Origin of the sequence: Streptomyces sp. NPDC052109, assembly GCF_040680195.1 — a bacterium.
In the GTDB taxonomy this organism is placed as follows: domain Bacteria; phylum Actinomycetota; class Actinomycetes; order Streptomycetales; family Streptomycetaceae; genus Streptomyces.
In genome coordinates this window covers 1-26938 of record NZ_JBFAWF010000001.1, presented here as the reverse complement: position 1 = coordinate 26938, position 26938 = coordinate 1, and the positions used below count along the sequence as shown (strand labels likewise).

The following is a 26938-nucleotide window of genomic DNA, read 5'->3' as shown; positions in this document are numbered from 1 at the left end:
AGGTAGGGAGGACGCGTTTCCGCGCTGTGGCTGTGAGTGACCGGAAGGGAACGTTGCTCTCACTCACAGGGAGGCGCCCCGGTGAGGGGAGGCGGCCGGGAGCTCAGGACGCGATCCGGTACCGGTGCTCCGGACGGCCCGTCGCCCCGTAGCGCAGGATCAGCCGGACCGTGCCCTCCTTGACGAGGTACGACAGGTAGCGCTGGGCCGTGGCCCGGGAGACCCCGGTCAGCTCGGCGGCCTCGGCGGCCGACAGGTCGCCGTGCGCGGCGCGCAGCGCCTGCTGCACGAGGGCGAGCGTGGGCGCCGAGTGGCCCTTGGCCGGCACCCGGGGGACGGCCGGTGGCCTGACCGCGCTGAACAGGGCGTCCACGTCGGCCTGTTCGGTCTCCGTGGTCTCCCCGAGGGTGTCGACGCGGTGCTGGAGTTCGCGGTACGAGGTGAGCCGCTCGGCGAGGTCGGCGGCGCCGAAGGGCTTGACCAGGTAGCCCACGGCGCCGAGTTTCATCGCCGTGCGCACCGAGGCGATGTCCCGGTCCGCGGTGATCATGATGGCGTCGGGGCGGGCACCTCCCGCGTCCCCCGTCAGCCGCCGCAGTACGTCGAGTCCGCTGCCGTCGGGCAGGAAGATGTCGAGCAGGAGCAGGTCGGGGCGGAGTTCGGACGTCGCCTGGAGCGCCTCGGCCACGGTCGCCGCCTCGCCCACCACCTCGTAGCCCTTGACCCGGGACACGTAGTCGCAGTGGATGTGGCTGACCCGGAAGTCGTCGTCCACGACCAGGGTGCGGATCATCAGCGGTCACCTCCCACGGGGAACGCCTTCGCCCCGGCGGCCCTCACGAGGTCGGGCAGTGGCAGTCGCACCGTGAACACCGCCCCCGGGCCCTCGCTGACGGTGATGGCGCCGCCGTGCCGCGACACCAGGCGATGGACCAGCGCCAGGCCCAGGCCGCGCCGGGCCGTGCCCCGGTCGGGGCGGGTCGACCAGCCGTCCTCGAAGATCGATTCGCGGGCGCCGGGCGGAACGCCGGGGCCGGTGTCCGCCACCCGCACGGTCGTGCCTCGCCCGTCCTCGGCGAGCGTGAGCCGCACCCCGCGTCCGCCCGCCGGCGGCGGCCCGTCGCCCGCCGCGTCGATCGCGTTGTCCAGCAGGTTGCCGACGATCGTCAGCAACCGCGGCAGGTGCGCCGGATCCTGGCCCAGCGCGGAGTCGTCGTCCAGCTCGACCCGCACCCCGCGTTCGGCGGCGACGGTGGTCTTGGCCACGACCAGGCCGACCATCAGCGGGTTGCCGATCCGCTCGCGCACGGACTCCGTGAGCGCCTGCCCGGCGCCGGCCGACTCCACGGCCAGTTCGTACGCGTCGTCGTGCGCCCCTATGTCGAGCAGCCCGGCGACCGTGTGCATCCGGTTGGTGAACTCGTGCTGCTGCGCCCGCAGCGCGTCGGTCAGCCCGCGCACGGAGTCCAGCTCCCGCAGCAGACCGACCAGTTCGGTGCGGTCGCGGACGGTGACCACGGCGCCCAGTGCGCGCCCGTGCAGGGTCACCGGCATCCGGTTGACGACCAGACAGTGTTCGTCGGTCAGCACGCTGATGTCGGTGCCGGTCAGGGTCCCGTCCAGGGCGCGGCGCAGCCGTCCGCCGGGCAGCACCTCCTCCAGGGTGCTGCCGAGCGCGGTGCCGAGGCCGAGCAGGCGGCGGGCCTCGTCGTTCACCACGGTGATCCTGCCGTCCGGGGCGAAGGCGAGCACCCCCTCGCGGATGCCGTGCAGCATCGCCTCCCGGTCCTGCAACAGCCCGGCGATCTCCTCCAGTTCCAGCCCGAACGTGGTCCGCTTCAGCCGCCCGGCCAGCAGGAACGCGGCCACCGCGCCCAGGGCGGTGGCGATCGCGGCGTACAGGGCGAAGGTGGGCAGCTCGCGCCACAGCTCGCCGAGCACATCGTGTTCCGGGATACCCACCGACACCTCACCGACCAGCTCGCCCGTCGGCCCGTACAGCGGGACCCTGCCGTTGGCGGACCGCCCGGTCGCGCCCTGGTCGGTGCCGACGTGCGGCAGGCCGTCCCGCGCCACGATCGGCTCGGACACCGGCGAACCGACCAGTCGCGGCATGGGGTGCGAGTGGCGGATGCCCCGCAGGTCGATCACCACCACGTACGACGCCCCCGACGCCTGCCGGATCCGCTCGGCGACGCTCTGCACCACGTCACCGCCGCCGTCCTGCATGGCCCGCCGGATCTGCGGGTCCGCGGCCGTCGTCTTGGCGATGGCCACGGCCCGCTCCTCGTAGGTGCGGTCGAGGGCGGAGCGTTGCGCGAAGGCGAACAGCACGAATCCGATGACGCCCGTCAGCGCCAGGATGACAAGCTGGCTGGCCAGGATCCGCGCGGAGAGTCTCCCCCTCCCGCCGCGCCGGATTCGTATACGGATGGGTGTCACAGGTGCCTCTTCGCCCCTGTTCTGGGTGGTGCCGGGCCGGCCCTGCGCCGGACCCGTGGTGGCGTGATTGTGCCTGATGACCGAAAACCTGCCCACCCCCGGAGGGCTGAGCTAAACGAGCAGAACCCCGGTTTACGCGGCTATCGCGGGATACCTGGGAAACAGCGACGTCACGCCCGGTGGCCCCTAACGTCTGCCTTCCTCGACCCCAAGAGGTGTGGAAGGAGACGGACCCCCATGGCTTCGCGCAACGATGTCGCGAAGAGCCCGATCGCCGGCGGCAGTGCCGGTGCGGCGGAGCGCGAGGACGCGCGCATCGAGATATCCGGGCTCACCAAGCGATTCCTGACTCCTGCCGGTGAGGTGTTCACGGCACTGCAAGGCGTGTCGTTCACCGTGGAGCCGGGCCAGTTCTGTGCGGTGGTCGGCCCCACCGGCTGCGGCAAGTCGACCACGCTGAGCATGGTGTCCGGGCTCGACCGGCCCAGTGAGGGCTCGGTCAGGGTCGGTGGCCGAGAGGTGGACGGCATCACCGACGGCGTCAGCTTCATGTTCCAGGCGGACGCCCTGCTGCCCTGGAAGACCGTCCTCGGCAATGTGCTGATGGGACCGGTCTTCCGTGGCGTGCCGAAACAGCAGGCGCAGGCCTCCGCCCGCGACTGGCTGCGCCGGGTCGGCCTGACGGGTTTCGAGGACCGCTATCCGCACCAGCTCTCCGGCGGTATGCGCAAGCGCGTGGCCATGGCCGCGGCGCTGATCAACGAACCCAAGATCCTGATCATGGACGAGCCGTTCGGCGCCCTGGACGTGCAGACCAAGGCGATCATGTCGACCGAACTGCTGGGCCTGTGGGAGCAGATCCGCCCGTCCGTCATCTTCATCACCCACGACCTCGACGAGGCCGTCGCGCTCGCCGACCGGGTCGTCGTGATGACCTCCGGCCCCGGTTCGGTCAAGGCGGTCTTCGACATCGACCTGCCGCGCCCGCGCGGCTCCGTCCAGGAGATCCGCTTCCAGCCCCGCTTCATCGAACTCCAGCAACAGATCTGGGAAACGCTGCGCGAAGAGGTCGAGCGCGCCTACGCACGCACCGCAGGAGGCGCCGCATGAGCACGACGTCCACCGCGCCCGCCTCCGCCACGGGCGGCAAGCAGGCCCCGGCGGCCGCCGCCGCCAAGCGGGCCGCCCGGCGCCGCGTCGCACGGGTGTGGGCGGGCCGCATCGGCATCGCGGCACTCGTCATCGGCGGCTGGCAGGCCTTCACCACCTGGGGCATCGTCGACCCGTTCTTCTTCGGTCAGCCGTCGGGCATCTGGAAGCGGCTGATCGACCTCTTCCAGAACGGCACCGAGTTCGGCTCCTTCTACACGAACATCTGGACCACCATCCAGGAGGCGCTCATCGGCTTCGCCGTCGGCGCCGTCACCGGAGTCGTCTTCGGCGTGGCACTCGGCCAGAGCCGCTACCTGTCCGACGTCCTCGGGCCCTACATCAAGATGGTCAACGCGATCCCGCGGATCGTCCTCGGCTCGATCTTCATCGTCGCCTTCGGCATCGGCGTGACCCCGAAGATCCTGCTCGCCGCCGTGCTGGTGTTCTTCATCGTCTTCTTCAACGCCTTCCAGGGCGTCCGCGAGGTCGACCGCAACATCCTCGCCAACGCCCGGGTGCTCGGCGCCTCCCAGATGCAGATCATCCGGCACGTCATCGTGCCCTCCGCGCTCACCTGGATCATCGCCAGCCTGCACAGCGCCTTCGGCTTCGCCATCGTCGGCGCGCTGGTCGGCGAGGTGCTCGGCGCGCAGAGCGGTCTCGGTCTCGTCATCAAGACCGCGCAGAACAACTTCGACCCCAACGGCGTGTTCGCGACGATGCTCGTCATCGCGGTCATCGTGCTGGGCGCGGAGTGGCTGATCGGCAAGCTCGAACACCGGCTGCTGGCGTGGCGCCCGCCGGCCCCCTCCGAGGCCAACTCCCTCTGAACTCCCTCTCCCCTTCCTCGCATTGCGCGTCCCCGTACACCCGAAAGGAAAGAGCCGCCATGTTCAACAGAGCCCTCACCGCATCGCTCGTCACCGTTCTCGCCCTCGGCGCGGCCACCGCGTGTTCCAGCAGTTCCGGCAGCTCCGGGGCGAGCGGCTCCGGCGGCACCCCGACCGTCAAGCTCATGGTCGGCGGCATCGACAAGCAGATCTACCTGCCGTACCAGCTCGCCCAGAACCTCGGCTTCTACAAGAAGTACGGCGTCAACGTCGTGCTGAGCACCGAGCAGGACGGCGGCACCGGTGCCGAGGACGCGATGGCCTCGGGCCAGGTGGACATGGCGGGCGCCTGGTACAACCACACCATCGACTTCCAGGTGAAGGGCAAGGCGGTCGAGGACGTCGTCCAGCTGTCCGGGGCGCCGGGTGAGCGGGAGATGTGCGCCACGAAGAGCGGAGTGCACTCGGCCGCCGACTTCAAGGGAAAGACGCTCGGCGTCACCGACCTGGGTTCCGGCACCGACACGCTCACCCAGTTCCTGGCCGCCAAGAGGAACGTGAAGGCCGGCGACATCCACCGGATCGGGGTCGGCGCGGGCTCGACCGCCATCGCCGCGCTCCAGAACGGCAAGGTCGCCTGCGTGATGACCACGCAGCCGACGGTCGCCGCCATCGAGAAGAAGGGCGTCGGTTACTCGGCGGTCGACGTGGCCACCACCTCCGGTGCGAAGGCCGCGACGGGCGGCGCCTGGCCGGCCGCTGGTGTCATCGCCCGTACCGACTGGGTGAACTCACACAAGGACGCGGTGCAGAAGGTCGTCGACGCGCTCGTGGCCACCATGCACTGGATCAACACCCACAGCGCGGCCGACATCGCCGACAAGCTGCCGCAGTCGTTCGTGCAGAACCAGTTGGTGAGCAAGGCCGACTACGTCTCGGCCCTGAACCAGGACAAGGGGCAGTTCCTCCCGGACGGCATCATGCCGGCGGGCGGCCCGAAGAACGTCCTGGCCACGGAGGAGCTGGTGGGCCACGCGACCTCGAAGGTGAACCTCGCCACGACGTTCACCAACGACTTCGCCGTCGCGGCCAACAAGAAGGAGGGCTTCACCACGACGACGAGCCCGGCGGGCGCCGACGGCTGATCCCGGGCTCGGGCTCCGGCTACGGCCGGCGCGGGGCTCCCCCTCGGCCGGCGGTCATCGTCCTGTCGTCCGCCGCGGGGATCCAGCTCCCGGCCGGCCGCCGCAGCCAGCCCTCCGCTTCCGCCACCTCTCCCGCCGCCCTCCGCAGGCCGTCCAGGGCGGGATGGACCAGCCCCTTGCGCCACACCAGGGAGACCGGTGACAGCGGGACGGGGTCGACGAGCGGACGGCGGACCGTGCGGGGCAGGGCGGGGAAGTCCACCACGGCCAGCACCGGATGGCGGGTCTTGGCCATCATCCGCTCGAACTCCTCGTCCCCCACGGCCAGCGGCAGGGCCGGGGCGAGCCGGACGCCGTACTCCTCGAAGAGCCGGAGCGCCAGATCGGTCCACTCCAGGGTGCGCGGGTTCCCGGCACCGGCGTACACCGTCTCCCCGGCCAGCGCGGCGACGGGCACCTCGGGCAGACCGGCCAGCCGGTGGTCCTCGGGCAGGACGACGGCCATCGGCTCGTACCGCACCGGCTGCTGTGCGAGCCCGGACCTGAGCGCCGGGTCCAGGCCCGCGAAACGGCCGAAGGAGGCGTCCAGCCGCCCGGACAGCACCTGCTCGGCGGCTCCGGTCAGACCGCTCTCGTAGCGGGCCATCAGCTCGCAGTCCGGGGCGAGTTCACGGGCCCGGTGCAGCACCCGGCGGCCGGTGACCAGGCCGGGCGAGTTGAGGTCCACCAGCAGCGGACGAGCCTGCGCCGAGGACGCGAAGGCCGCCAGCAACTCGTCCTGTGCCGCCAGGACCCGGCGCGCGTGCGGCAGCAGCCGGACACCGTCGGCGGTGAGCGTCACCTGCCGGGTGGTCCGCAGGAAGAGTTCGGCGCCCAACTCCCGCTCCAGCCGCCGTACATCACGGCTGAGCGCCTGCTGGGCGACGTACAGGCGGGCGGCCGCCCGGGTGAAGTGGAGTTCCTCGGCCACGGCGACGAAGGCACGCAGGAGACGGGGGTCGACGGCGGCGGGCACGCCACGCAACTTACAACAGGGATGCGTGAATCGGCGCCGAGAAGGTGTTGGACCCGTTGATCCACTCCGGGCGAGGGTGGATCCATGCCCCCGCTCATATCCGTGACCCACGCCTACCGCCGTCTCTTCACCCTCCCCGGCACCCGTGCCTTCACCACCGGCAACCTGCTCGCCCGGCTGCCCATGGGCATGTTCAGCGTGAGCGCGGTCGTGATGATCGCCGGCTCGCGGGGCTCGTACGCCCTGGCCGGTGCCGTCACCGCGACCGGTCTCGCGGCGACCGCGCTGGCCGGGCCCTGGATCGCCCGGCTGGTCGACCGGCACGGGCAGGCCCGGGTCGCCGTACCTGCCACGCTCACCTCCGCCCTCGGCAGCCTCGCGCTGCTGCTGTGCGTGCGCTGCGGAGCTCCGGACTGGACGCTGTTCGCCGCGTACGCCGTGACCGCCGTCACCCCCAACATCGGCGGCCTGTCCCGCGCCCGCTGGGCCCATCTGCTGCGCGACGACGCCGGGGCGCTGCACACCGCGAACTCCTTCGAGCAGGCCGCCGACGAGCTGTGTTTCATGTTCGGCCCGGTACTCGCGTCCTTTCTGACCGGCACGTTGTTCCCGGAGGCCGGCACGCTCGTGGGCGTGGTGCTGCTGCTGGCCGGCATGCTGCTGTTCGCCGCCCAGCGGGCCACCGAGCCGCCGCCGCAGGCCCGTTCACGCACCCGGTCGCCGCTGCGCAGTCCGGGCATCCCGCCACTGCTGGTCTGTTTCACCGCGACCGGGGCGGTGTTCGGCTCGACGGAGGTCGTGACGATCGCCTACGCCGACGCGCAGGGACACCGCGCGGCGGCGGGTGTGATCCTGGCCCTCCAGGCGGCGGGTTCGTGCGCGGCGGGGCTGGCGTACGGCGCGCTGAAACCGGCCGGGCTGCGGCTCGGCCACTGCCTGGCCGGGATGGCCGTGCTGATGACCCTGCCGTGGGTGGCCGCGGAGGTCGCCGGTTCGCTGTGGCTGCTGGCGGGCGCGCTGCTGGTGGCGGGGATGGCGACGGCCCCGACGATGGTCACGGCGATGACGCTGGTGCAGCGTCGCACCTCGGCCGACCGCCTGAACGAGGGCATGAGCCTGATGGTGACGGGCCTGCTCACGGGGATCGCGTGCGGTTCGGCGACGGGGGGCTGGGCGACGGAGCACCTCTCCCCCACGCTCGCGTACGCCGCACCGACGACGGCCGCCGTCCTCGCCCTGGGCCTGGCCACGCTCACCCGTGCGGACGGCACCGCGGCTTGACTGAGACGGCGAAGGCCCCGCCGCTCGAAAGCGACGGGGCCTTGCCCACATGGGGTACCCCCCGGAGGGAGTTCGTGGAGATGGCGGGAATCGAACCCGCGTCCAACGGTGCGGAATCAGGGCTTCTCCGTGTGCAGTTCGCTTCGCTTTTCTCGGCCCCGGCGATCACGCGAACAAGTCGCCGACGGGCTCAGTCACTGTTGGGTTTCCCTCTTCACCCCGTGACCGGGATCAAGGTTTAGTTCCCTAGCTGATGCCAGGATCCGGGTCGGGAACAGCCCCGGGCTGACACTTCGCAAGTCGCTACTTAGGCAGCGAGGGCGAAGGAATCGCGCTTGGTGTTGGCGATTATTTTTTGCGACATATGGTTTACGAGATCATTGCCGCTTCCTCGACACGCTTCCCCTGCTTCGACAGCCGCTGTCGAAACCGATCATCCCCATGTTGATTTTTCAAGCCCCTCCGTGGAGAGGTGCGCACCCTCCGTGGAGTGCACTGCCATCGTACGTGACCAACGTACGACGATGCCAGCCTATTCCCGGCGGTCGGCCGGCTAGACGCCGCGCTGCCTGCGCTTCGCCGCCGCGATCGCCCGGTCCGACTCCCGCCGGTCCTGCTTCTCCCGCAGCGTCTGCCGCTTGTCGTACTCCTTCTTGCCCCGTGCGAGGGCGATCTCGGCCTTCGCACGGCCGTCCTTGAAGTAGATGGCGAGGGGCACGATCGTGTGACCCGTCTCCTGGGACTTCGACTCCAGCTTGTCGATCTCCTCGCGGTGCAGGAGCAGCTTGCGCTTGCGGCGCGCGGAGTGGTTGGTCCAGCTGCCCTGGTGGTACTCGGGGATGTGGGCGTTGTGCAGCCACGCCTCGCCGCGGTCGATCTGGACAAAGCCGTCGGTCAGCGAGGTCCGCCCCTCGCGCAGCGACTTGACCTCGGTGCCCATGAGCACGAGCCCGGCCTCGTAGGTGTCGATGATCGCGTAGTCGTGCCGGGCCTTCTTGTTCTGGGCGACGATCTTGCGCTTGCCGCCCTTCTCGCCGTCCCTGGCCTTGCCGGCCCCGCCGCCCTGCTTGGGCTGGGACTCCTTCGGTACGTACATTCCCTTGCTCATAGTGCCGCCCATTTTCGCACCACGCAGGGGGTGTGAGTACAGCCGATTACAAGGGGCCGCACGAGGTGACTAGGAGGGGTCGCCCAGACCGGTGAGGACCGCCTCGGCCCGCTTCAGCGTGTCCGGGCCGGCGTCCAGGTCGGGGGTGATGCCCCGGCCGTCGACGGCGTGGCCGGAGGGGGTGCGGTAGTGGCCGACGGTCAGCTCGGCCACCGAGCCGTCGGGCAGGTCGGTCGGCATCTGGACGGAGCCCTTGCCGAAGGTGCGCGAGCCGATCACCACCGCGCGGCCGCGGTCCTGCAGGGCCCCGGTGAGCATCTCGGCCGCGCTCATCGTGCCGCCGTCGACGAGGGTGACCAGCGGCCGGGTGGTGTCGCCGCCGGCGTCGGCGTGCAGGGAGCGCTGGGCGCCGTCCACGTCGTAGGTGGCGACCAGGCCGCCGTCGAGGAAGGCGGAGGCGGTCTCCACCGCCTCGGTGACCAGGCCGCCGGAGTTGCCGCGCAGGTCCAGGACGATCCCGCCGTCGGCCGGGGCCCGCCGTACCGCCGCGCGGACGGCGTCCCCGGAGCCCTTGGTGAACGCGGCGATCTTGATGACGGTGACCCCGCCGGGCAGCTTGCGCACGGTCACGGAGTCGGTGGACAGGCTGGCCCGGCGCAGTGTCTCGGTCCACGCGCGTGTGCCGCGCTGAAGGCCAAGGGTGACGGGTGTGCCGGCGGCCGCGTCGTCGGCGTCGCCGCGCAGTAAGGAGACCACGTCGGTGACCGGCCGTCCGTCGACCCTGCTGCCGTCGACGCTGCGCAGCCGGTCGCCCTTGCGGATCCCCGCCTCGGCGGCGGGTGAGCCGGGCTGCACCCTCGTCACGTCGATCCGGCCGTCCCGCTCGCGGCGCGCCCACAGGCCGACGCCGGTGTAGCGGCCGTCGAGGGCCTCCTGGAACTCCTGGTACTCGCCTTCGGAGTAGACGGCGCCCCATCTGTCCCCGCTGCGGCTGACGGCCCGCTCGGCGGCGTCCATCGGGGACTTGCCGTCGGCCATCGCCTCGGCGGCGGCCTTCTGGACGTCCTCGTCCCGGGTTGCCGTGGGCGCCGGCCCGGCGGCGGCCTTGCGCGCGGAGACGGCGGCCTCGGGCTGCGGGAAGGAGCCGGTGGCGGCGCCGGTGACCAGGACCCCGGCGAAGACCAATGTCAGGGCGGCCCCGCGGCGGAAGCGACGGGGCTGACAGAACAGGTCTCGGCCTGACATGGCGGTGAGTCTAGGACAACGCGAAGGGCCGCACGGCGGGATGTCCGTACGGCCCTCTTGGGGATGCGTCACACCTTCAGGTACTTGCGCAACGCGAAGAACGCCGCCAGCGACGGCATCGCCACGCTCGTGGCGAGGATGAGCGGCAGCTTGGTCAACACCGCGTCCCAGCCGACGAAGTTGATCAGCGTGAGCTTGTGCGCGAGGTCCATGCCGTGGTCGATGGTGAAGTACCGGCCCACCACCAGGGCCACGCAGGCGAGCCCGCCGCCGATGAGTCCGGCGACCGCGGCCTCGGCGATGAACGGCGCCTGGATGTAGAAGCCCGAGGCGCCGACCAGGCGCATGATCCCGGTCTCGCGCCGGCGGCTGAACGCCGAGACACGCACGGTGTTGACGATCAGCAGCAGTGCGACGATCAGCATCATCGCCATCACGCCGAGCGCGCCCCGGTTCATCAGGTTCAACAGCTGGAAGAGATTGTCCAGGATGCCCTTCTGGTCCTGCACGGACTGCACACCGGCGCGGCCGTTGAAGGCCGATGCGATCACCTGGTACTTCTGCGGGTCCTTGAGCTTGATCCGGTACGACTCCTGCATCTGGTCCGGCGTCAGCGAGCTGGCCAGCGGGGAGTTGCCGAACTGCTCCTTGTAGTGCTTGTACGCCTCGTCCTGCGACTCGTACGCCACCTTCTCGACGACCGGCATCTTGTGCAGGTCCGAGAGGATCTGCTTCTTCTGGTCCTCGGTGACCGCGCCCTTGGCGCAGTTGACGTCGGAGTCGGCGTCGTGCTTGTTGCACAGGAAGATCGAGACGTTGACCTTGTCGTACCAGTAGCCCTTCATGGTGCTCACCTGGTCGCTCATCAGCAGCGAGCCGCCGAACAGCGCCAGGGACAGGGCGACGGAGACGATGACGGCGAAGGTCATCGTCAGATTGCGGCGGAGACCGACACCGATCTCCGACAGGACGAACTGGGCGCGCATGGCGTCTTGTCGAGCCTTTCCGTCGTGAACTTGCTTAGTGCTGGTAGCCGTAGACGCCGCGGGCCTGGTCGCGGACGAGGCGGCCCTTCTCCAGCTCGATGACGCGCTTGCGCATCTGGTCCACGATGTTCTGATCGTGCGTCGCCATGATGACCGTGGTGCCCGTCCGGTTGATGCGGTCGAGCAGCTTCATGATGCCGACGGAGGTCTGCGGGTCGAGGTTGCCGGTGGGCTCGTCGGCGATCAGCAGCTTGGGCCGGTTGACGAAGGCCCGCGCGATGGCCACGCGCTGCTGCTCACCACCGGACAGCTCGCCCGGCATGCGCTCCTCCTTGCCGCCGAGCCCGACGAGATCGAGCACCTGCGGAACGGACTTGCGGATCTCGCCGCGGGACTTGCCGATGACCTCCTGGGCGAAGGCCACGTTCTCCGCGACGGTCTTGTTGGGCAGGAGCCGGAAGTCCTGGAACACCGTCCCCAGCTGGCGGCGCATCTGCGGCACCTTCCAGTTGGAGAGGCGCGCGAGGTCCTTGCCCAGCACGTGCACCTGTCCGTGGCTGCACCGCTCCTCGCGGAGGACGAGCCGCAGGAAGGTGGACTTTCCGGAGCCGGAGGACCCCACGAGGAACACGAACTCGCCCTTCTCCACTTCCAGGGAGACATCCCTGAGTGCGGGGCGGGTCTGCTTGGGGTAGACCTTGGAGACGTTGTCGAATCGGATCACGGATGCACCACGGGTCGCCGGGGGTAGATGAGCGTGACCATACGCGAACCGGGTGTGCAAGTGCAGTCGCAGGTCGAGGTTGGGTAAGGCTTGTACGTTTTTGTACCGGCCCCTGTGCTCTCCCCGCTCTCCAAGGCCCCGCGCATGCGCTCCGCGAACCTGGCACAGTGGAGGGGGAACGTTCTCGTTCCCGTGAGCGTTGTATGACAGTGATGGCCGGTGCGAGGAGGGCGAGCGCATGACGTACGACCGGTTGGTGTGCGCGAACTGCGCGGCGCCCGTGAGCGAGGGCCGGTGCCCGGTGTGCCGTGCCAACCGCGAGCGACTGCAGCAAGAGGGTTTTCTGGGTGGGGTGAACCCGATGGCGCTGATCGCGCTGCTGGCGGTGCTGATCGCCGCGGTGGCGCTGCTGGCGCACCAGACCGCTTGAGAAAAGCCCGAGAAAGCCGTAAGGGCCCGGAGCGCCGAGCTCCGGGCCCTTACGTATGCACGGCAGGCGCACTGCGTGACCGTGCGGCTACGCTCAGGCGGCCGCGCCGCCCCGGCCGTTCGCCAGACGCGGCAGGACGCGGAAGCCGATGCCGCCGGCGATCATCGTCGCGGCACCGATGAGCAGGAACGCGGTCTGGCCGGCACCGGTCTCGGCGAGCTGCTTGTCGCCGCCCTGGGGCTTGCTGTCGGAGCCGGTGTCGGTGAGGGCCGAGGAGCCCTGGTCCTGGGTGGCGTTGTTGTTCCCGCCCTGCGGGGTGTCGTTGTTGCCACCGGTGCTGGAGCCGCCGCCGGTGCTGGAGCCACCCGTGCTGCCGCCACCGGTCGTGCTGCCACCGCCCGTGGTGCTGCCACCGCCCGTGGTGCTGCCACCACCGGTCGTGCTGCCACCACCGGTCGTGGTGTCGCCGCCGGTCGTGCTGCCGCCACCGGTCGTCGTGTCACCGCCCGTGGTGGTGTCACCGCCGGTCGTCGTGTCACCGCCGGTCGTCGTGTCACCGCCCGTGGTGGTGTCACCGCCGGTCGTGGTGTCACCGCCGCCGATGACTCCGCCGATGGTGACGTCGCCGCCGACCGTGTTGTCACCGCCGGTGGTCGTGTCACCGCCGGTCGTCGTGTCACCACCGGTGGTCGTGTCACCACCGGTGGTCGTGTCGCCGCCGGTCGTGGTGTCGCCGCCGGTCGTGGTGTCGCCGCCGGTCGTGTTGTCACCGCCGGTCGTGCAGATGCCGAGGTCGCACCCGCCGTCACCGCCGTCGGTGCCGCCGTCGGTACCACCGTCCGCGTGGATGCCCGGGACGTTGAGGTCCAGGGCGGATGCCGCGCCGGCCGCGGTCAAGGACGCACCGGCCGCGATCACGGCGCCGGCGGCTATCCGCGCGACCCGGATCCGCGTCTTCTTCGTCATGTAGTTGCTACCCCCAGTAGCTGTTCGCCAATGAGGCTGCGCATGGGGCGTGCCGTGATCGACGGAGGGCAGCCGGTGACGAAGTCCGCGTCAACTCATTCCCCCGGTTCACATGCGCCCCTCGAGTACGCATGCCGCGCCTCACCTTTCCGATTTTTCAAAGCAACGTCAAGGCCGTTGCGGGCGCGATGTCCCTTCGGGGGGCGTTTGCGGTGAGTTGAAGCCTGTGAGTGTGACGTAAAACCCAGACAAAAGACAACTGCCGCCCCTCGGGCGGCAGTTGTCCAGTCGACTGTCATGTCGACAAAGTTACTTCTCCTGCTGCTTGCGCCAGCGAATGCCGGCCTCCAGGAACCCGTCGATCTCACCGTTGAACACGGCCTCCGGGTTGCCCACTTCGTACTCCGTCCTCAGGTCCTTGACCATCTGGTACGGGTGCAGGACGTACGAACGCATCTGGTTGCCCCAGGAGTTGCCTCCGTCGCCCTTGAGCGCGTCCATCTTGGCCTGCTCCTCCTGCCGGCGGCGCTCCAGCAGCTTGGCCTGCAGCACGTTCATCGCCGTGGCCTTGTTCTGGATCTGCGAGCGCTCGTTCTGGCAGGAGACGACGATGCCGGTGGGGAGGTGGGTGATGCGCACGGCCGAGTCGGTGGTGTTCACGCCCTGACCACCGGGCCCGGAGGAACGGTAGACGTCGATCCGCAGCTCGGACTCGTCGATCTCGACGTGGTCGGACTGCTCGACGACGGGAAGCACCTCGACACCCGCGAAGGAGGTCTGACGGCGGCCCTGGTTGTCGTAGGGCGAGATGCGCACCAGTCGGTGCGTGCCCTGCTCGACGGAGAGGGTGCCGTAGGCGTACGGCGCCTGCACGGAGAAGGTGGTCGACTTGATGCCGGCCTCTTCGGCGTACGACGTCTCGATGAGCTCCGTCTTGTAGCCGCGCTGCTCGGCCCAGCGCAGGTACATGCGCTGGAGCTTCTCCGCGAAGTCGGCGGCGTCGACGCCACCGGCCTCGGCGCGGATGTTGACGAGCGCCTCACGGGAGTCGTACTCGCCGGACAGCAGGGTGCGGACCTCCATCTCGTCCAGCGACTTCTTCACCGCGGCCAGCTCGGACTCGGCCTCGGCGCGGGTGTCCGGGTCGTCCTCCTCCTCGGCCATCTCGAAGAGGACGGCGAGATCGTCGATCCGGCCGCGCAGCGCCTCCGCCTTCCTGACCTCGGCCTGGAGGTGGGAGAGCTTGCTGGTGATCTTCTGCGCCTCGTCCGGGTTGTCCCAGAGGGACGGCGCGGCCGCCTGCTCCTCGAGCACGGCGATGTCTGCCCTCAGCCTGTCGAGGTCCAGGACGGCCTCGATCGACTCCATGGTCGAGGAGAGGGACTTCAGCTCTTCGGATACATCGACGACTGCCACGCCTTCAAGCGTAACGGCTGTGGCAACCGTCCTCGGCCGAGCAGCCCCCGGCCCTGCGGTGGCCCTCCTGGAGGCTCCGCCCCAGAGCCTCCGCCCGGCCGCCCTTCCACTCGACTCGATCGGCCGGGGAGGGTGCCCTCTCGGCCGGCAGCCACGGGTGCGGAACGGGGCTCCGGGGGGCGGCGCCCCCGGGCGGGTCACGGGGTCGACGTGCTGTGGGTGCCGGAGGGCGCCTCGGAGTGCCCGTCGGCCGAGGCCCACCACGCACCGACGCCCACCACAGCCGCCAGCACCACGCCGGCCACGCCCAGAGTCACCCGGCGCCTGCGCACCGCGGCCTTGTGGCGGGCCGAGCCGGGCCGGGGCGTACCGGATGCGCGAGGAGCGCGAGCCGTGCCGTGCGCGCCCCCCGCCAGCTCGTCCGGCCCCGGCACTCTCATCGACGTGTGCGTGTCCCGGTTGGAGTCCGGCTTGGCTCCGGGGACGAGGGACACCGCCCCCCGCCGCCGTAGCGGCTCGGCACCGGACGGAGCCGCCGGCGCCGGCTCGTCCTGTGCCGGCTCCGCGGAGAGGTCCGGCTCGTCCACGTCCAGCGGCGGCATCCCGGCCAGTGTCGGCAGCTGCTCCCGCAGCCGCGCCGCCAGCTCGGAGGCGCGCAGCCGGGACGCGGGCGCCTTGGCCAGGCACTGCACGATCAGCTGCCAGAGCTCCTCCGGGATACCGGGGAGGGGTACGACGGTCTCGGTGACATGGCGTCGCAGCACCGCGCCGGGGTGACCGCCGCCGAAGGGGGTGAAGCCCGCCAGCAGCTCGTAGAGGACGGTCGCCAGGGCGTAGATGTCCACGGCCGCGCGCGGCGGCAGGCCCTCGACGATCTCGGGGGCGAGGTAGTCCGGTGTACCGATGATCTTCGTGGCCCGCGTCCGCTTCGGCGAATCGATGAGCTTGGCGACGCCGAAGTCGGTGAGCAGGGCGGGGTGGGATCCGCCGGGCCCGAGCGGTCCCTGCATGTCGAGGAGGACGTTCTCGGGCTTGACGTCCCGGTGGACGACCCCGGCCGCGTGGGCCGCCGCCAGCGCGTCGGCCACGTCGGCGACGATCGCCACGGCCGCCTCGGGGGGGAGCCGCCGCTCGCGCTCCAGCCGGGTGCGCAGGTCGGTGCCGCGCACGAGGTCCATGACCAGGGCCAGGTCGTTGCCGTCGACCACCAGGTCACGCACCGTCACGATGTGCGGATGCTCCAGGCCGAGCAGCGCGGTGCGCTCCTGGACGAAGCGCCCGACGAGCTCCTGGTCGGAGGCGAGGTCCTCGCGCAGCAGCTTGACGGCGACGGGACCCTCCGGCCCCTCGCCCAGCCACACCGTGCCGGCGCTGCCCCGCCCCAGGATCTGGTGCGCGGTGTACCGGCTGCCGATCTTCCGTGCCAAGACTGCTCCTACAGACGCGTGTTGTCGCTGCTGCGTCATTCCGGGGGACGACCCCGGGACCCCAGCCGCCAGACCAGGAACCCTGGTCGATAAAACTACGCGTTGAACGAGCCAACCTTCACCGCGGAGACGGAAATCACCCGTCAGATGTCGACAAATCCGCAAACTCGCGGCGAGTTACCGCGAGTTCGCCCGCTCAGTTACCGCCGCCGGAGGAACCGCCCAGGTCCTTGATCCACTTACCGATCTGGCCGGTCCAGTGGCTCACCTCGTGCCAGTAGCTCCGGCCCTGACCGATCCAGGTGTGCACCGGGGTCAGCTCGTAGATCAGCCAGCTCGCCACGACCAGGATGACGATCGTGAACAGACAGCCCTTCAGGCAGCCGAGCCCCGGGATCTTCATCGGGTTGGCGCTGCGCTGCCGCGGCGCGCGGGGCTCGCGCGCGGGCCGCTGCGGCTCCGGGGCGGGCGGCGCGTACCGCTGCTGCGGCGCCTGCGGCGGGGCGTACTGCTGGGGTTGCTGCTGCGGCGCGTAGCCGTACCCCTGCTGGTACCCCTGCTGCCGGCCGCGCGGCTGCGGCTGCTGGGGGCGGGCCTGCGAGGCCTGCCGCGGCTGCTGCTGGGGCCGGGCCACCTGTCGCTGCGGCCGGTGGCGCAGCGGGTCGTCCTCCGGCGCGAGGTACTGGATCTGCGTCTGCTCGTTGCGGTCGCGGGCGGCACGCAGCTGGGTCTGCCAGGGGTGCGGCTGCTCGGGCTGCTGCCCCTGCGGACCCGTGTTCGGCAGCACCGCCGTCGGGTCCGCCGCGCCCGTGTTCGGCAGCACGGCGGTGGGGTCGGCGGCGCCGACGGGGCCGCCGGTGTGCGGCAGCACGCTGGTCGCGGCGTTCGGGTCGTACGCGCCCCGGGGGCCGGTGTTCGGCAGCACCTGGGTGGGGTCGGCGGCACCGGGTACGCCCGGAACGGCGGTCGGGGCCGGGTCCGGGGCGAGCAGCGCGCCCACGCCCTCGGCGGCGGCGATCTGCGCGGCGTTCGCGTGCACGCCGATGCCCTCGGCCACGACCCTGAGGCCGCGCGCCAGGTTCTCGGCGCTCGGCCGTTCGTCGGGGTTCTTGCGCAGGCAGCGCTCTATGACCGTCCACAGCGGGTCCGGGACCGTGGAGGGACGGCGCGGCTCGGCGCTCAGGTGCTGGTGCAGCACCTCGAGCGCGGTGCCGCCGGCGAACGGCGGGCGGCCGGTGACCAGCTCGTACAGCAGGATGCCGGCGCCGTAGATGTCGACCGCGGAGGTCTGCGGGCGACCCTCGGCGGACTCCGGTGCCACGTACGCGGGCGTGCCGACGAACTCCTGGGTGCGGGTCAGGCCCGGGGAGTCGGCGAGGCGGGCGATGCCGAAGTCGGTCAGCATCGGGTGCATCTGACCCTCGTACTGCGCGAGCAGCACGTTGGCGGGCTTCAGGTCGCGGTGGACGACGCCGTCGGCGTGGCTCGCGGCGAGCGCGTCGGCGATCTGTGCCGTCATCAGCGCGGCGGCGACGGGGGTCAGGGGGCCGTTCTCGCGCAGGTAGCGGTGCAGGTCGGGACCGTCGACCAGGTCCATGACCAGCGCCAGCAGATCGCCCTCGACGACCAGGTCGCGGACCCGGACGATGTTCGGGTGGGTGAGGCGGAGCAGGACGGAGCGCTCGCGAAGGAAGCGCATCACGATGTCCGGATCGCTCGCCAGCTCCTCCTTCAGGACCTTGATCGCGACCGTCTCGCCGGGCTGCCCTGGCACGGCCGCCTCGGCGCCCGCCGTCTCGCGCTGGCGGGCACGCCAGACGGTGCCTGTGGCGCCGCGTCCGAGCGGCTCCTCAAGCAGGTACTTGCTGCCGACTGGCCGCACGTCACGCGCTCCCTGCTGTCTGCTGCTGCTTGCTTGCCTGCATTCCGGTTGTTCCGCCCCACTGTAGTGCCGCCCTTGTGGGCACCACGTGTCGACGGGAAGACGCACGTACCGGTCTGCTGGTTGCCGGAGCCGGACGTGACCGATCTCAACTGATCGCCGGTGAGGCACCGGTCAGGCATTTTTGGGGGCACAGCCGACCAATCAAGATCACTTGTCACCGGGTGCCGGGCGCGTTGTCGGTGGCAGGTGCGAGGATGCCTTCCAGTACTGGCCGACGTGCTCGTGTTGGGGTGGGGATGCAGATCCGGCTGACCGTCGTAGACCCGCTGGTCCCGGCCTCGCAGCGGGGTCGCACCGCGAGTCGCGACGTGCTGGTCACGGCCCCCACGGGCACGGACCTGGCCGCGGTCGCCTCGGCGCTGGCCGGAGCGGTCACCGGGGAGGGCCGCGACGCCTCCGGCTCCCCGGTCGTGCTGTACGCCGGCACCGAACGCCTCGACCCGCGCCGCCGCACCCTCGGCGAGCCCCCGCTGGTCGACGGCGCCGTGCTGTCCCTGGGCGCCCCCGCGGCCGCCGAGCCGCACCCCGAGCTGGACGACGCGCCGACCCAGCTGCACGTCGTCGCCGGCCCCGACGCGGGCGGGGTCCATCTGCTGCACGGCGGCCGGATCACCGTGGGCCGCTCGGCCGACGCGGACGTACCGCTGGACGACCCCGACGTGTCCCGGCTGCACTGCGCGGTCACCGTCGGCCCCGACGGCCGCGTCTCGGTCGCCGACCTCGGCTCCACCAACGGAACGGCGCTGGACGGGGTGCGGCTCGCTGAGCGGCCGGTGCGGTTCCCTGCCGGGAGCCTGCTGCGGATCGGGGAGTCGGCGCTGCGGGTTACTCCGTCCGGGGGACCCGGGGCGCGCCTGCCCACTGTCTCCGACGGGGAGGGGTGCGTCCGGGTCGTACGCGACGGTTCGCCGGGTGCGGGGCCGGTGCGGGGCGCGCGGGACGCAACGCCGGGTGCGGGTGGCCCCTCCGGGGGTGCGGGTCAGGTTCACGACGTGCCGGGTGCGGCGCCGTCCGCAGGTGCGGGGGGTGCCGGTGGCGCTCAGCACGGGTACGACCCCGTCGGGTGGGGAGCCTCCGGTGCGGGGGGCGGGGCCCAGGAGCACCGGCAGGGGGAAGCCGTGGTGCCGGGGCAGGCCGGGGCGCCCGGGATCGAGCGGCGCGGCCGGGCGGGTTCCGGGGACACGCATGCCGGGCGCTTCGGCGTCGGTGGGCAGGGCGGGGCGCCCGGGCAGAGGCACGCCGGCCCGGCGGGGCACGGGACGGCGGAATCAGGCCCCGGATCCGGCGAGGACGCGCGCTCGAGCGGTCGTCACGGCGCGCCCGTCAGGGGCATCGACGCCGCCCAGGGCGCGCGGCGGCGCGGTCTCGGCGCCTGGGCCCGCCGACTGGCCGGCGGACGCGGGGAGCAGGCTCCCGGCCCCGGGGCGTACGACGCCACCGCCGCCCACGCCGGCGCCGCTCCGTCGTCCGTCGCGCCGCAGCAGTCCGAGACCTGGCCGGATCCGGCCGCGCTGCTGCTGACGGTGCTCGATCCCGGGCCCCGGCTGTGGGAGCGCGGGCCGGGTCACCCGGAGACGCTGACCGTGCGGCTCGGAACGGCCGACCGGAGCGCGCCGGACGGCTCCGGCCTGCTGCCCGCGGTGCCCGTCACGGCGGCACTGCGCGAGGCGGGCGCGCTGGGCCTCGCCGGTCCGCGTCCCCGGCTGTCGGGGCTGGCCCGTGCGGTGCTGGCCCAGCTGGCGGCGCTGCACTCCCCCGATCTGCTGGAGATCGTGCTGATCAGCGCCGACCGCTCCCGTCCCGCGGCGGAGCGCGCGGCCGAGTGGTCCTGGCTGGGCTGGCTCCCCCATGTCCGGCCGGGCCACGGCCAGGACTGCCGGCTGCTGCTGGCCTACGACCGCGAACAGGCGGCCGCCCGCACCGAGGAACTGCTGCGCCGGGTGGAGGACCACGCGGCGACCGGCCGGAGCGCGGCCCACCCCGCCTCCGTCCGCGTCCCGGCGCCCGGCACCGCACCGGACGCCCCCGCGCACGGCTCCCGCACGGGCGGCGCGGACCAGGCATCCCTTCCAGGCGCGTCCGCCCAGGGCACCTTGTCCGAGGCGTTCGGCACTCCCGCCCAGGCCCCGGCAGCCACCAGCGGCACCCCCGGCCCCCCGGACATCCCCGCCCAGGGCCTCGTCCCCGGCCGTCCCGGTACCGCCCCACCCTCCTCCGGCGCTCCCGCCCTCCGAGCCGAGGACCTCTTTCCCGGCCACGCCGGCCCCACGGCACCCGCCTCCGGCGCGTCCGGCGTCCCGGCCCAGCACCTCTCCCCCGGCCGCGCCGGCACCTCCGCGCACGCCTCCGGCGCCGCGCACCGCCCCTCCTGGGCCAAGGAAGACGCCGATGCCGGTGGGTTCCCGGGGCCGTACACCGTCGTCGTCGTGGACGGAGATCCCGGCGGCAGCGCCCTGCGGGACGCCGTGGCGCGGCTGGCCGTGGCCGGGCCGCGGGCCGGGATCCATGTGATCTGTCTCGCCGAGACCGAGCCCGCCTCGCCCGCCTCCCCCGTGGCGCTGACGTACGAGGCCGCGTGCGCGGCGACGCCGACGTTCCGGCACTGCGGTGCGGTGGCGCTGCTCGGCGGCGATGTCGCGACGGCGCTGCATCTGATGCGGGTGGCGCCGAGCGGTCCCGTCGGCCCGGGCACACTCGCCGCCGTCGACGCCGTGTCCGTCGCCTGGGCGGAGCGGTTCGCGCGGGCGCTGGCGCCGCTGCGTCCGGACGGCCCGGTCGGCGGGCGGGACACGCGCGTGGCGGCGCCGTTGCCGCAGTCTGCGCGGCTGCTGGACGAGTTGGGGCTGGCCCGGGCCACCCCGGCGTCGCTGATGGCGCGCTGGGCGGACGCGGCAGACGACACCCAGGCGCTGGGCGGCCGGGCGCGTGCGGTGCTCGGTGCCGGGCCGCGCGGGCCGCTCACCGCCGATCTGGTGGCCGACGGGCCGCATCTGCTGATCGAGGGGCCGGCCGCCAGCGGTCGTACGGAGTTGCTGCGGGCCGTGGTGGCCTCGCTGGCCGCCGCCGAGCGGCCGGACCGGCTGGGCATCGTACTGATCGACGGCCGGGACGGCGTCGGGACGGGCGCGGCACGGGGCGAGGGCTTGCGGATGTGCACCGAGATACCGCATGTGACCACTCATCTGATCGCCAACGACCCCGTGCGCATGCGGGAGTTCGCCCAGTCGCTGTCCGCCGAACTGAAGCGGCGGGCGGAGCTGCTGGGCCGGACGGACTTCGCCCAGTGGCACGCGGGGCGTGCGGTGTCGGGCCGGATCGTGGCGCAGCGCACGGCCGCGAACGGGGACATAGAGGCGCCGCCCAGCTCCACCCTGCGGCTGCGGCCGGGCGCGGCGGCGCGGCAGCGGGCCGAGGCGGCACCGCCGTTGCCGCGGCTCGTGATCGTCGTCGACGACCTGGACGCGCTGGTCTCGCCGCCGCTCGGCTCGCCGGGCCGGCCCGCCGCCGGGTCGGTGATGCGCGCCTTGGAGGCGGTGGCCCGGGAGGGCGAGCGGCTCGGGGTCCATCTGGTGGCGGCGACCGGGATCGGCGGGCGTACCGCGGAGACGGAGCCCGCGCGCCGGGCCACCGTGCGGATCGCGCTGGACGCTCCCCAGCAGGGGCCGGACGAACCGGCGCCGGGGCGGGGCATGGTGGCGTTCGCGGACGGCCGGGTCATCGGTTTCCAGGGCGGCCGGGTGACGGGCCGTATCCCCCGTACGGCGACCCAGCGGCCCACGGTGGTCCCGCTGGACTGGCAGCGCATGGGCGATCCGCCGGCCCGCCGGCCCGTACGGGAGCTGGGCAACGGCCCCACCGACCTGGCCCTGCTGGCGAGCGCGGTGGAGCGGGCGGCGCGGGAGGTGTCGGCCGCGGAGGTGCCGTCGCTGCTCTAGCCGGAGGAATCCGCGCCGTAACCGAAGAAGGACGCATACGCCCCTGGTCACGAGCCGGTCACGATGCGCCGCTTGACACCGCAGGCGCTCTTGCCCGCCCCGAGCGGCCCGCGTACACCGGAGCGCACGGGACACGCTCGACGACGTTCACCCAGGAACGACGAACGGGGAAGTGATGCGCATATGAGCAGCATCATCCGGACACACAGGGCCGTCGCCACACTCGCCGCACTGCTCGCGGGAGCCCTCGCGCTCACCGCCTGCTCCAGCAGCGGCAACGACAAGAAGGGCAGCGGGGGCGGCAGCGCCGTCCCGACCGGTTCCACCGTCGGCCTGCCGAAACTGAACGGCGCGAACCTGGAGATCGCGGCCGTCTGGACCGGTCAGGAGCAGAAGAACTTCAAGCAGGTCCTCGCCGAGTTCGAGAGGCGCACCGGCGCGAAGGTCACCTTCGTGCCCGCCCAGGACCCGATCATCAACTTCGTCGGTTCGAAGATCGCGGGCGGCCAGCCGCCGGACGTGGCCATGCTGCCGCAGCCCGGCGCCATCAAGCAGGCCGTGCAGCGGGGATGGGCCAAGCCGCTCGGCCCGGAGGTCCTGAAGGAGCTGCGGAAGAACTACTCCCAGGGGTGGCAGGACATCGGCAAGGTCGGGGGCAAGCAGTACGGCGTCTACTACAAGGCCGCCAACAAGTCGCTGATCTGGTACAACGCCAAGGTCTTCGGGAACGCGGGCGCCAAGGAGCCCAAGACCTGGCAGGACCTGCTGACCACCACCCGGGCGGTGTACGACTCCGGGGTCACGCCGTTCTCCGTGGGCGGCGCGGACGGCTGGACGCTGACGGACTGGTTCGAGAACGTGTATCTGTCCCAGGCGGGCCCGCAGAAGTACGACCAGCTCGCCCAGCACAGGATCAAGTGGACGGATCCCTCGGTCAGGCAGGCGCTGACGACCCTCGCCCAGATCTGGGGCAAGAAGGACTACCTCGCGGGCGGCCAGGACGGCGCACTGCAGACGGAGTTCCCGGCCTCGGTCACCCAGACGTTCACCGGCGGCGACCAGCCGAAGGCCGCGATGGTCTACGAGGGCGACTTCGTGCAGGTCAACATCGGTGAGACCAAGGCGAAGGTGGGCACGGACGCGAAGGTGTTCCCGTTCCCGGCGGTCGGCTCCACCGCGCCGGTGGTCTCCGGCGGTGACGCCGCGGTGATCCTGAAGGACTCCAAGGCGGCTCAGGCCCTCGTCACCTTCCTGGCCTCGCAGGACGCGGCGACGATCCAGGCGAAGCTCGGCGGCTATCTCTCGCCGAACAAGAACGTGCCGATCTCGGCGTACCCGAACGCGGTGCAGCAGAAGATCGCCAAGGCACTGATCGCGTCCGGCGACGACTTCCGCTTCGACATGTCCGACCAGGCACCGCAGGCCTTCGGCGGCACCCCCGGCAAGGGTGAGTGGAAGGACCTGCAGGACTTCCTGAAGAACCCGGCGGACGTGGCGGGCACGCAGGCGAAGCTGGAGAAGGACGCGGCGGCCGCGTACGGAAGCGGGAGCTGATCCGGCGATGGCGTCGGCGGCAACGGCGGCCGGGGCCCCACCGGGGCCCGCCGCACCCCGCGGTCGCAGGAGCGTGACCGGCACCCGCAAGGCCGTGGCAGCCCTGTTCCTGCTGCCCGCCCTGGTGCTGCTCGGGGCGCTCGTGGTCTACCCGATCGGGTACTCGCTCATCCGCAGCTTCGTGAGCGCCTCCGGCGACGGTTTCGCCGGCGTGGACAACTACAAGACCCTCTTCACGGACGACGGCATCCGCACCGCCCTGAAGAACAACGTCATCTGGGTGGTGTTCGCGCCCACGGTGTCCACCGCGCTCGGTCTGGTCTTCGCGGTGCTGACCGAGCGGGTGCGCTGGGGAACGGCCTTCAAGCTGGTGGTCTTCATGCCGATGGCGATCTCGATGCTGGCGGCCGGGATCATCTTCCGGTTGGTGTACGACCAGGATCCGCACAAGGGCGTGGCGAACGCGGTGTGGGTGGGCGTGCACGACACCTTCGCCCAGTCGTCGGCGTTCCCCAAGGCGCACCCGGGCCGCGAGTCGCCGCTGGTGGCCCAGGGGGGCGGTTTCATCACCAGGGCCCCGGTCCACGCCGGCCGGCCGGTCACCCTGCCCCTGGTCGGTGTCGCCCCGGACCAGATGCCCGACGGCGCGAAGAAGGCCGCGGCCGCCGAGCCGGAGCCGGGGAAGATCACCGGCACCACCTGGCAGGACTTCACGCGCGGCAAGGGTGTGGGCCGGCTCGGCGTGCCCGACCCCTCCGAGCTGGGCTATGCCGGGATGCGGATCGAGGCGGTGAGGGACGGCAGGGTGGTGGCCTCCGCGAAGGCGGCCGGCGACGGCACCTTCACGCTGCCCGCGTCCGCCGACGGAGCACGACTGCGGCTTCCGGCGAGCAACTTCAAGGAGCCGTACAACGGCGTCGAGTGGCTCGGCCCGGCGCTGGTCACCCCGGCGATCATCGGGGCGTACGTGTGGATGTGGGCGGGCTTCGCGATGGTGCTGATCGCGGCCGGGCTCGCGGGGGTGCCCCGGGAGCTGCTGGAGGCCGCACGGGTGGACGGCGCCACCGAGTGGCAGGTGTTCCGCAAGGTCACCGTGCCACTGCTCGCGCCGGTGCTCGCGGTGGTCACCGTCACGCTGATGATCAACGTCCTGAAGGTGTTCGACCTCGTCTACATCATCGCCCCCGGCTCCTCCCAGGACGACGCGAACGTGCTCGCCCTGGAGCTGTACCGCAAGGGCTTCGCGGAGAACCAGCCGGGCGTCGCGAGCGCGATCGCGGTGCTCCTGCTGGTGCTCGTGATCCCGGTGATGCTGTTCAACATCCGTCGGCTGAGGCGGGAGGTCAGGCGATGACGGCGACCGCCGGAGGCATCACGAAGGCCGGCCCTGCCCGGACGGTGAAGGCGCGGCAGTCCCTCGGTTCGAGGATCACCGAGAGGCTGAGCGGAGGCCTGGTCCGCGTCTTCCTCATCGTCGTCGGCCTGTTCTGGCTGGTGCCGACCGTCGGTCTGCTCATCGCCTCGCTGCGCGCGCCCGAGGACATGAGCGCGAGCGGCTGGTGGACGGTGTTCACCAAGCCGTCCCAACTGACGTTCGACAGCTACCAGAAGCTCCTCGGGAACGGCGACATCACCCACTCCCTGTGGAACACCGTCCTGATCACGGTTCCGGCGACGGTCCTGGTGGTCGTCATCGGCGCGCTGGCCGGTTACGCGTTCGCGTGGATGGAGTTCCCGGGCCGCGACTGGTGGTTCCTGGGCGTGGTGAGTCTGCTGGTCGTGCCCGTGCAGGTGGCGCTGATCCCGATCGCGGAACTGTTCGGGAAGATCGGTCTGTTCGGCTCGGTCCTCGGCGTGGTCCTGTTCCACACCGGCTTCGGTCTGCCGTTCGCGGTGTTCCTGCTGCGCAACTTCTTCGCGGAGATCCCGCGTGAACTGCTGGAGGCGGCCCGCCTGGACGGCGCGGGTGAACTGCGGTTGTTCGCACGGGTGGTGATGCCGCTCGGCGGCCCGGCGATCGCGAGCCTCGGCATCTTCCAGTTCCTGTGGGTGTGGAACGACATGCTGGTCGCGCTGGTGTTCACCGATTCGGGCAGTCAGCCGATCACGGTCGCGCTGCAGACGCAGGTACGGCAGTTCGGCAACAACATCGACGTGCTGGCGCCCGGCGCGTTCATCTCCATGGTGATTCCGCTGGCCGTGTTCTTCGCGTTCCAGCGGCAGTTCGTGTCCGGTGTGATGGCGGGCGCGGTCAAGTAGAGGCGCTCTTCGGCACTCTTTCGGGGCGGGCCGCAAGGGGCCCGCCCCTCGCCGTTCACCGGCCGTCCCCCACATGCCGTAGGGAGCCGTAACCAATTCACTCCATCGGCCGTTCCCGGTCAGAACCCCCGCGCCGACCGACGACCCTTGGATGCCCCTTGCCCAGGTTCAGTGTCATTGTCCCCGCGTACAAGGTCCAGGCGTATCTCTCCGAGTGCCTGGACTCGGTGCTCTCTCAGTCGTATCCCGATCTGGAACTGATCGCCGTGGACGACTGCTCACCGGATGCCTGTGGCGCGATCATCGACGAGTACGCGGCCCGTGACGCCCGTGTGCGGCCCGTGCACCTGGCCCAGAACCGGGGGCTCGGACGGGCCCGGAACGCGGGGATGGCCGAAGCGAGCGGCGACTACCTGGTCTTCCTGGACAGCGACGACACGCTCACCCCGGACGCGCTGCGCTCGATCGCGGACCGGATCAAGGAGACCGGCGAGCCGGACGTGCTGGTGTACGACTACGCGCGCACCTACTGGGACGGCCGGTCGGTGCGCAACCAGCTCACCGGCCCGCTCACCGAGCAGGGCCCCGCGCCGTTCCGCCTGGAGGACCGGCCGGGGCTGCTCAGGGTGCTGATGGTGGCCTGGAACAAGGCCTGCCGACGGGAGTTCGTCGAGCGCCACGGCTTCGCGTTCCCGCCGGGCTACTACGAGGACACCCCCTGGACCTTCCCGGTGCTGATGGCGGCGGAGTCGATCGCCACCCTGGACCGGGTGTGCGTCCACTACCGGCAGCGCCGGCAGGGCAACATCCTCGGCACCACCAGCGTCCAGCACTTCGATCTCTTCGAGCAGTACGACCGGGTGTTCGCGTATGTCGAGGACCATCCCGAACTGACCCGGTGGCGGCCGGAGTTGTTCCGCCGCATGGTCGACCACTACGCGACGGTGTTCACCAAGCGGGGCCGGGGGGGGGGGGGGGGCCCCCGCGCGTTTATTGGCCCGGCCCCGGCCGACAAACGCCCCCTCCGCGCCCCCGGCGCCCCCCGGCGGCGCCGGCAAAAACAGGTCCGCGGCGGTCG

General features: G+C 71.6%; 21 protein-coding genes and 1 other RNA gene. 10 read left to right on the top strand and 12 right to left on the bottom strand.

Translation table 11 applies throughout. The features are described from left to right. Window positions 1-103 precede the first annotated feature (103 nt). Together AB0L59_RS00110 and AB0L59_RS00105 are read right to left on the bottom strand one after the other, a co-directional pair. Window positions 104-793 (bottom strand): response regulator, encoded by a 690-nt coding sequence (locus AB0L59_RS00110; RefSeq protein ID WP_365577494.1) that lies wholly within the window; start codon window positions 791-793, stop codon window positions 104-106. Then, window positions 793-2442 carry a sensor histidine kinase gene (locus AB0L59_RS00105; RefSeq protein WP_365577491.1) on the bottom strand — a complete coding sequence of 550 codons (1650 nt, stop codon included), beginning with the start codon at window positions 2440-2442 and terminating at the stop codon, window positions 793-795. Before AB0L59_RS00105 ends, AB0L59_RS00110 begins: the two co-directional genes overlap by 1 nt. Window positions 2443-2679: 237 nt before the next feature. Between AB0L59_RS00105 and AB0L59_RS00100 the strand changes: the two genes are divergently transcribed. Genes AB0L59_RS00100 through AB0L59_RS00090 form a run of 3 tightly spaced genes read left to right on the top strand, consistent with a single transcriptional unit; the run spans window position 2680 to window position 5569 of the window. Next, entirely contained in the window at window positions 2680-3552 is an 873-nt protein-coding gene (locus AB0L59_RS00100; protein WP_365577488.1) for an ABC transporter ATP-binding protein, read from the top strand. Further along, window positions 3549-4424, top strand: a complete 876-nt coding sequence (locus tag AB0L59_RS00095) for an ABC transporter permease (RefSeq protein ID WP_365577485.1) — start codon at window positions 3549-3551, stop codon at window positions 4422-4424. Before AB0L59_RS00100 ends, AB0L59_RS00095 begins: the two co-directional genes overlap by 4 nt. A 59-nt stretch (window positions 4425-4483) precedes the next feature. Beyond that, window positions 4484-5569, top strand: coding sequence for an ABC transporter substrate-binding protein (locus tag AB0L59_RS00090; RefSeq protein WP_365577482.1), 1086 nt, complete (start codon window positions 4484-4486; stop codon window positions 5567-5569). Between the two features lie 19 nt (window positions 5570-5588). Here the strand turns inward: AB0L59_RS00090 and AB0L59_RS00085 are convergent, their stop codons facing one another. Then, window positions 5589-6584 carry a LysR family transcriptional regulator gene (locus AB0L59_RS00085; protein ID WP_365577479.1) on the bottom strand — a complete coding sequence of 332 codons (996 nt, stop codon included), beginning with the start codon at window positions 6582-6584 and terminating at the stop codon, window positions 5589-5591. Between the two features lie 84 nt (window positions 6585-6668). Here AB0L59_RS00085 and AB0L59_RS00080 point away from each other — a divergent pair, with 84 nt between their 5' ends. Further along, window positions 6669-7865, top strand: coding sequence for an MFS transporter (locus tag AB0L59_RS00080; RefSeq protein ID WP_365577476.1), 1197 nt, complete (start codon window positions 6669-6671; stop codon window positions 7863-7865). A 72-nt stretch (window positions 7866-7937) separates the two neighbouring features. Here AB0L59_RS00080 and ssrA read toward each other — a convergent pair. From ssrA to ftsE, 5 genes are all read right to left on the bottom strand, one after another. After that, window positions 7938-8306: a transfer-messenger RNA gene (gene ssrA, locus AB0L59_RS00075) on the bottom strand. A 112-nt stretch (window positions 8307-8418) separates the two neighbouring features. Beyond that, window positions 8419-8961 (bottom strand): SsrA-binding protein SmpB, encoded by a 543-nt coding sequence (gene smpB, locus AB0L59_RS00070; RefSeq protein WP_361254690.1) that lies wholly within the window; start codon window positions 8959-8961, stop codon window positions 8419-8421. A gap of 81 nt (window positions 8962-9042) precedes the next feature. Beyond that, window positions 9043-10218, bottom strand: a complete 1176-nt coding sequence (locus AB0L59_RS00065; protein WP_365577473.1) for a S41 family peptidase — start codon at window positions 10216-10218, stop codon at window positions 9043-9045. Between the two features lie 68 nt (window positions 10219-10286). Beyond that, entirely contained in the window at window positions 10287-11204 is a 918-nt protein-coding gene (gene ftsX, locus AB0L59_RS00060; RefSeq protein WP_365577470.1) for a permease-like cell division protein FtsX, read from the bottom strand. Window positions 11205-11238: 34 nt separating this feature from the next. Then, a complete protein-coding gene (ftsE, locus tag AB0L59_RS00055; protein ID WP_189949054.1) occupies window positions 11239-11928 on the bottom strand; it encodes a cell division ATP-binding protein FtsE in 690 nt (229 codons plus the stop codon). Between the two features lie 238 nt (window positions 11929-12166). Between ftsE and AB0L59_RS00050 the strand changes: the two genes are divergently transcribed. Next, on the top strand, window positions 12167-12358 hold the full coding sequence (locus AB0L59_RS00050) for a hypothetical protein (RefSeq protein WP_023550109.1): 192 nt from the start codon (window positions 12167-12169) through the stop codon (window positions 12356-12358). A gap of 93 nt (window positions 12359-12451) precedes the next feature. Here the strand turns inward: AB0L59_RS00050 and AB0L59_RS00045 are convergent, their stop codons facing one another. From AB0L59_RS00045 to AB0L59_RS00030, 4 genes are all read right to left on the bottom strand, one after another. Then, window positions 12452-13324, bottom strand: coding sequence for a hypothetical protein (locus AB0L59_RS00045; RefSeq protein ID WP_365577465.1), 873 nt, complete (start codon window positions 13322-13324; stop codon window positions 12452-12454). Between the two features lie 309 nt (window positions 13325-13633). Next, a complete protein-coding gene (gene prfB / locus AB0L59_RS00040) occupies window positions 13634-14740 on the bottom strand; it encodes a peptide chain release factor 2 (protein WP_365577462.1) in 1107 nt (368 codons plus the stop codon). A gap of 197 nt (window positions 14741-14937) precedes the next feature. Beyond that, window positions 14938-16167, bottom strand: a complete 1230-nt coding sequence (locus AB0L59_RS00035) for a serine/threonine-protein kinase (protein ID WP_365577459.1) — start codon at window positions 16165-16167, stop codon at window positions 14938-14940. A gap of 196 nt (window positions 16168-16363) precedes the next feature. Continuing rightward, complete coding sequence (locus AB0L59_RS00030) at window positions 16364-18049, bottom strand: protein kinase (RefSeq protein ID WP_365577456.1); 1686 nt, start codon at window positions 18047-18049, stop codon at window positions 16364-16366. Window positions 18050-18348: 299 nt separating this feature from the next. Here AB0L59_RS00030 and AB0L59_RS00025 point away from each other — a divergent pair, with 299 nt between their 5' ends. From AB0L59_RS00025 to AB0L59_RS00005, 5 genes are all read left to right on the top strand, one after another. Beyond that, window positions 18349-22047, top strand: coding sequence for an FHA domain-containing protein (locus tag AB0L59_RS00025; RefSeq protein ID WP_365579429.1), 3699 nt, complete (start codon window positions 18349-18351; stop codon window positions 22045-22047). Window positions 22048-22230: 183 nt separating this feature from the next. Further along, on the top strand, window positions 22231-23601 hold the full coding sequence (locus tag AB0L59_RS00020; RefSeq protein ID WP_365577453.1) for an ABC transporter substrate-binding protein: 1371 nt from the start codon (window positions 22231-22233) through the stop codon (window positions 23599-23601). A 73-nt stretch (window positions 23602-23674) separates the two neighbouring features. After that, on the top strand, window positions 23675-24955 hold the full coding sequence (locus AB0L59_RS00015; RefSeq protein WP_365577450.1) for a sugar ABC transporter permease: 1281 nt from the start codon (window positions 23675-23677) through the stop codon (window positions 24953-24955). Beyond that, window positions 24952-25860, top strand: a complete 909-nt coding sequence (locus tag AB0L59_RS00010; RefSeq protein ID WP_365577447.1) for a carbohydrate ABC transporter permease — start codon at window positions 24952-24954, stop codon at window positions 25858-25860. The genes AB0L59_RS00015 and AB0L59_RS00010 overlap by 4 nt, the downstream gene beginning before the upstream one ends. Window positions 25861-26018: 158 nt before the next feature. Further along, a partial coding sequence (locus tag AB0L59_RS00005; protein WP_365577444.1) for a glycosyltransferase family 2 protein occupies window positions 26019-26938 on the top strand: 920 nt, incomplete at its 3' end.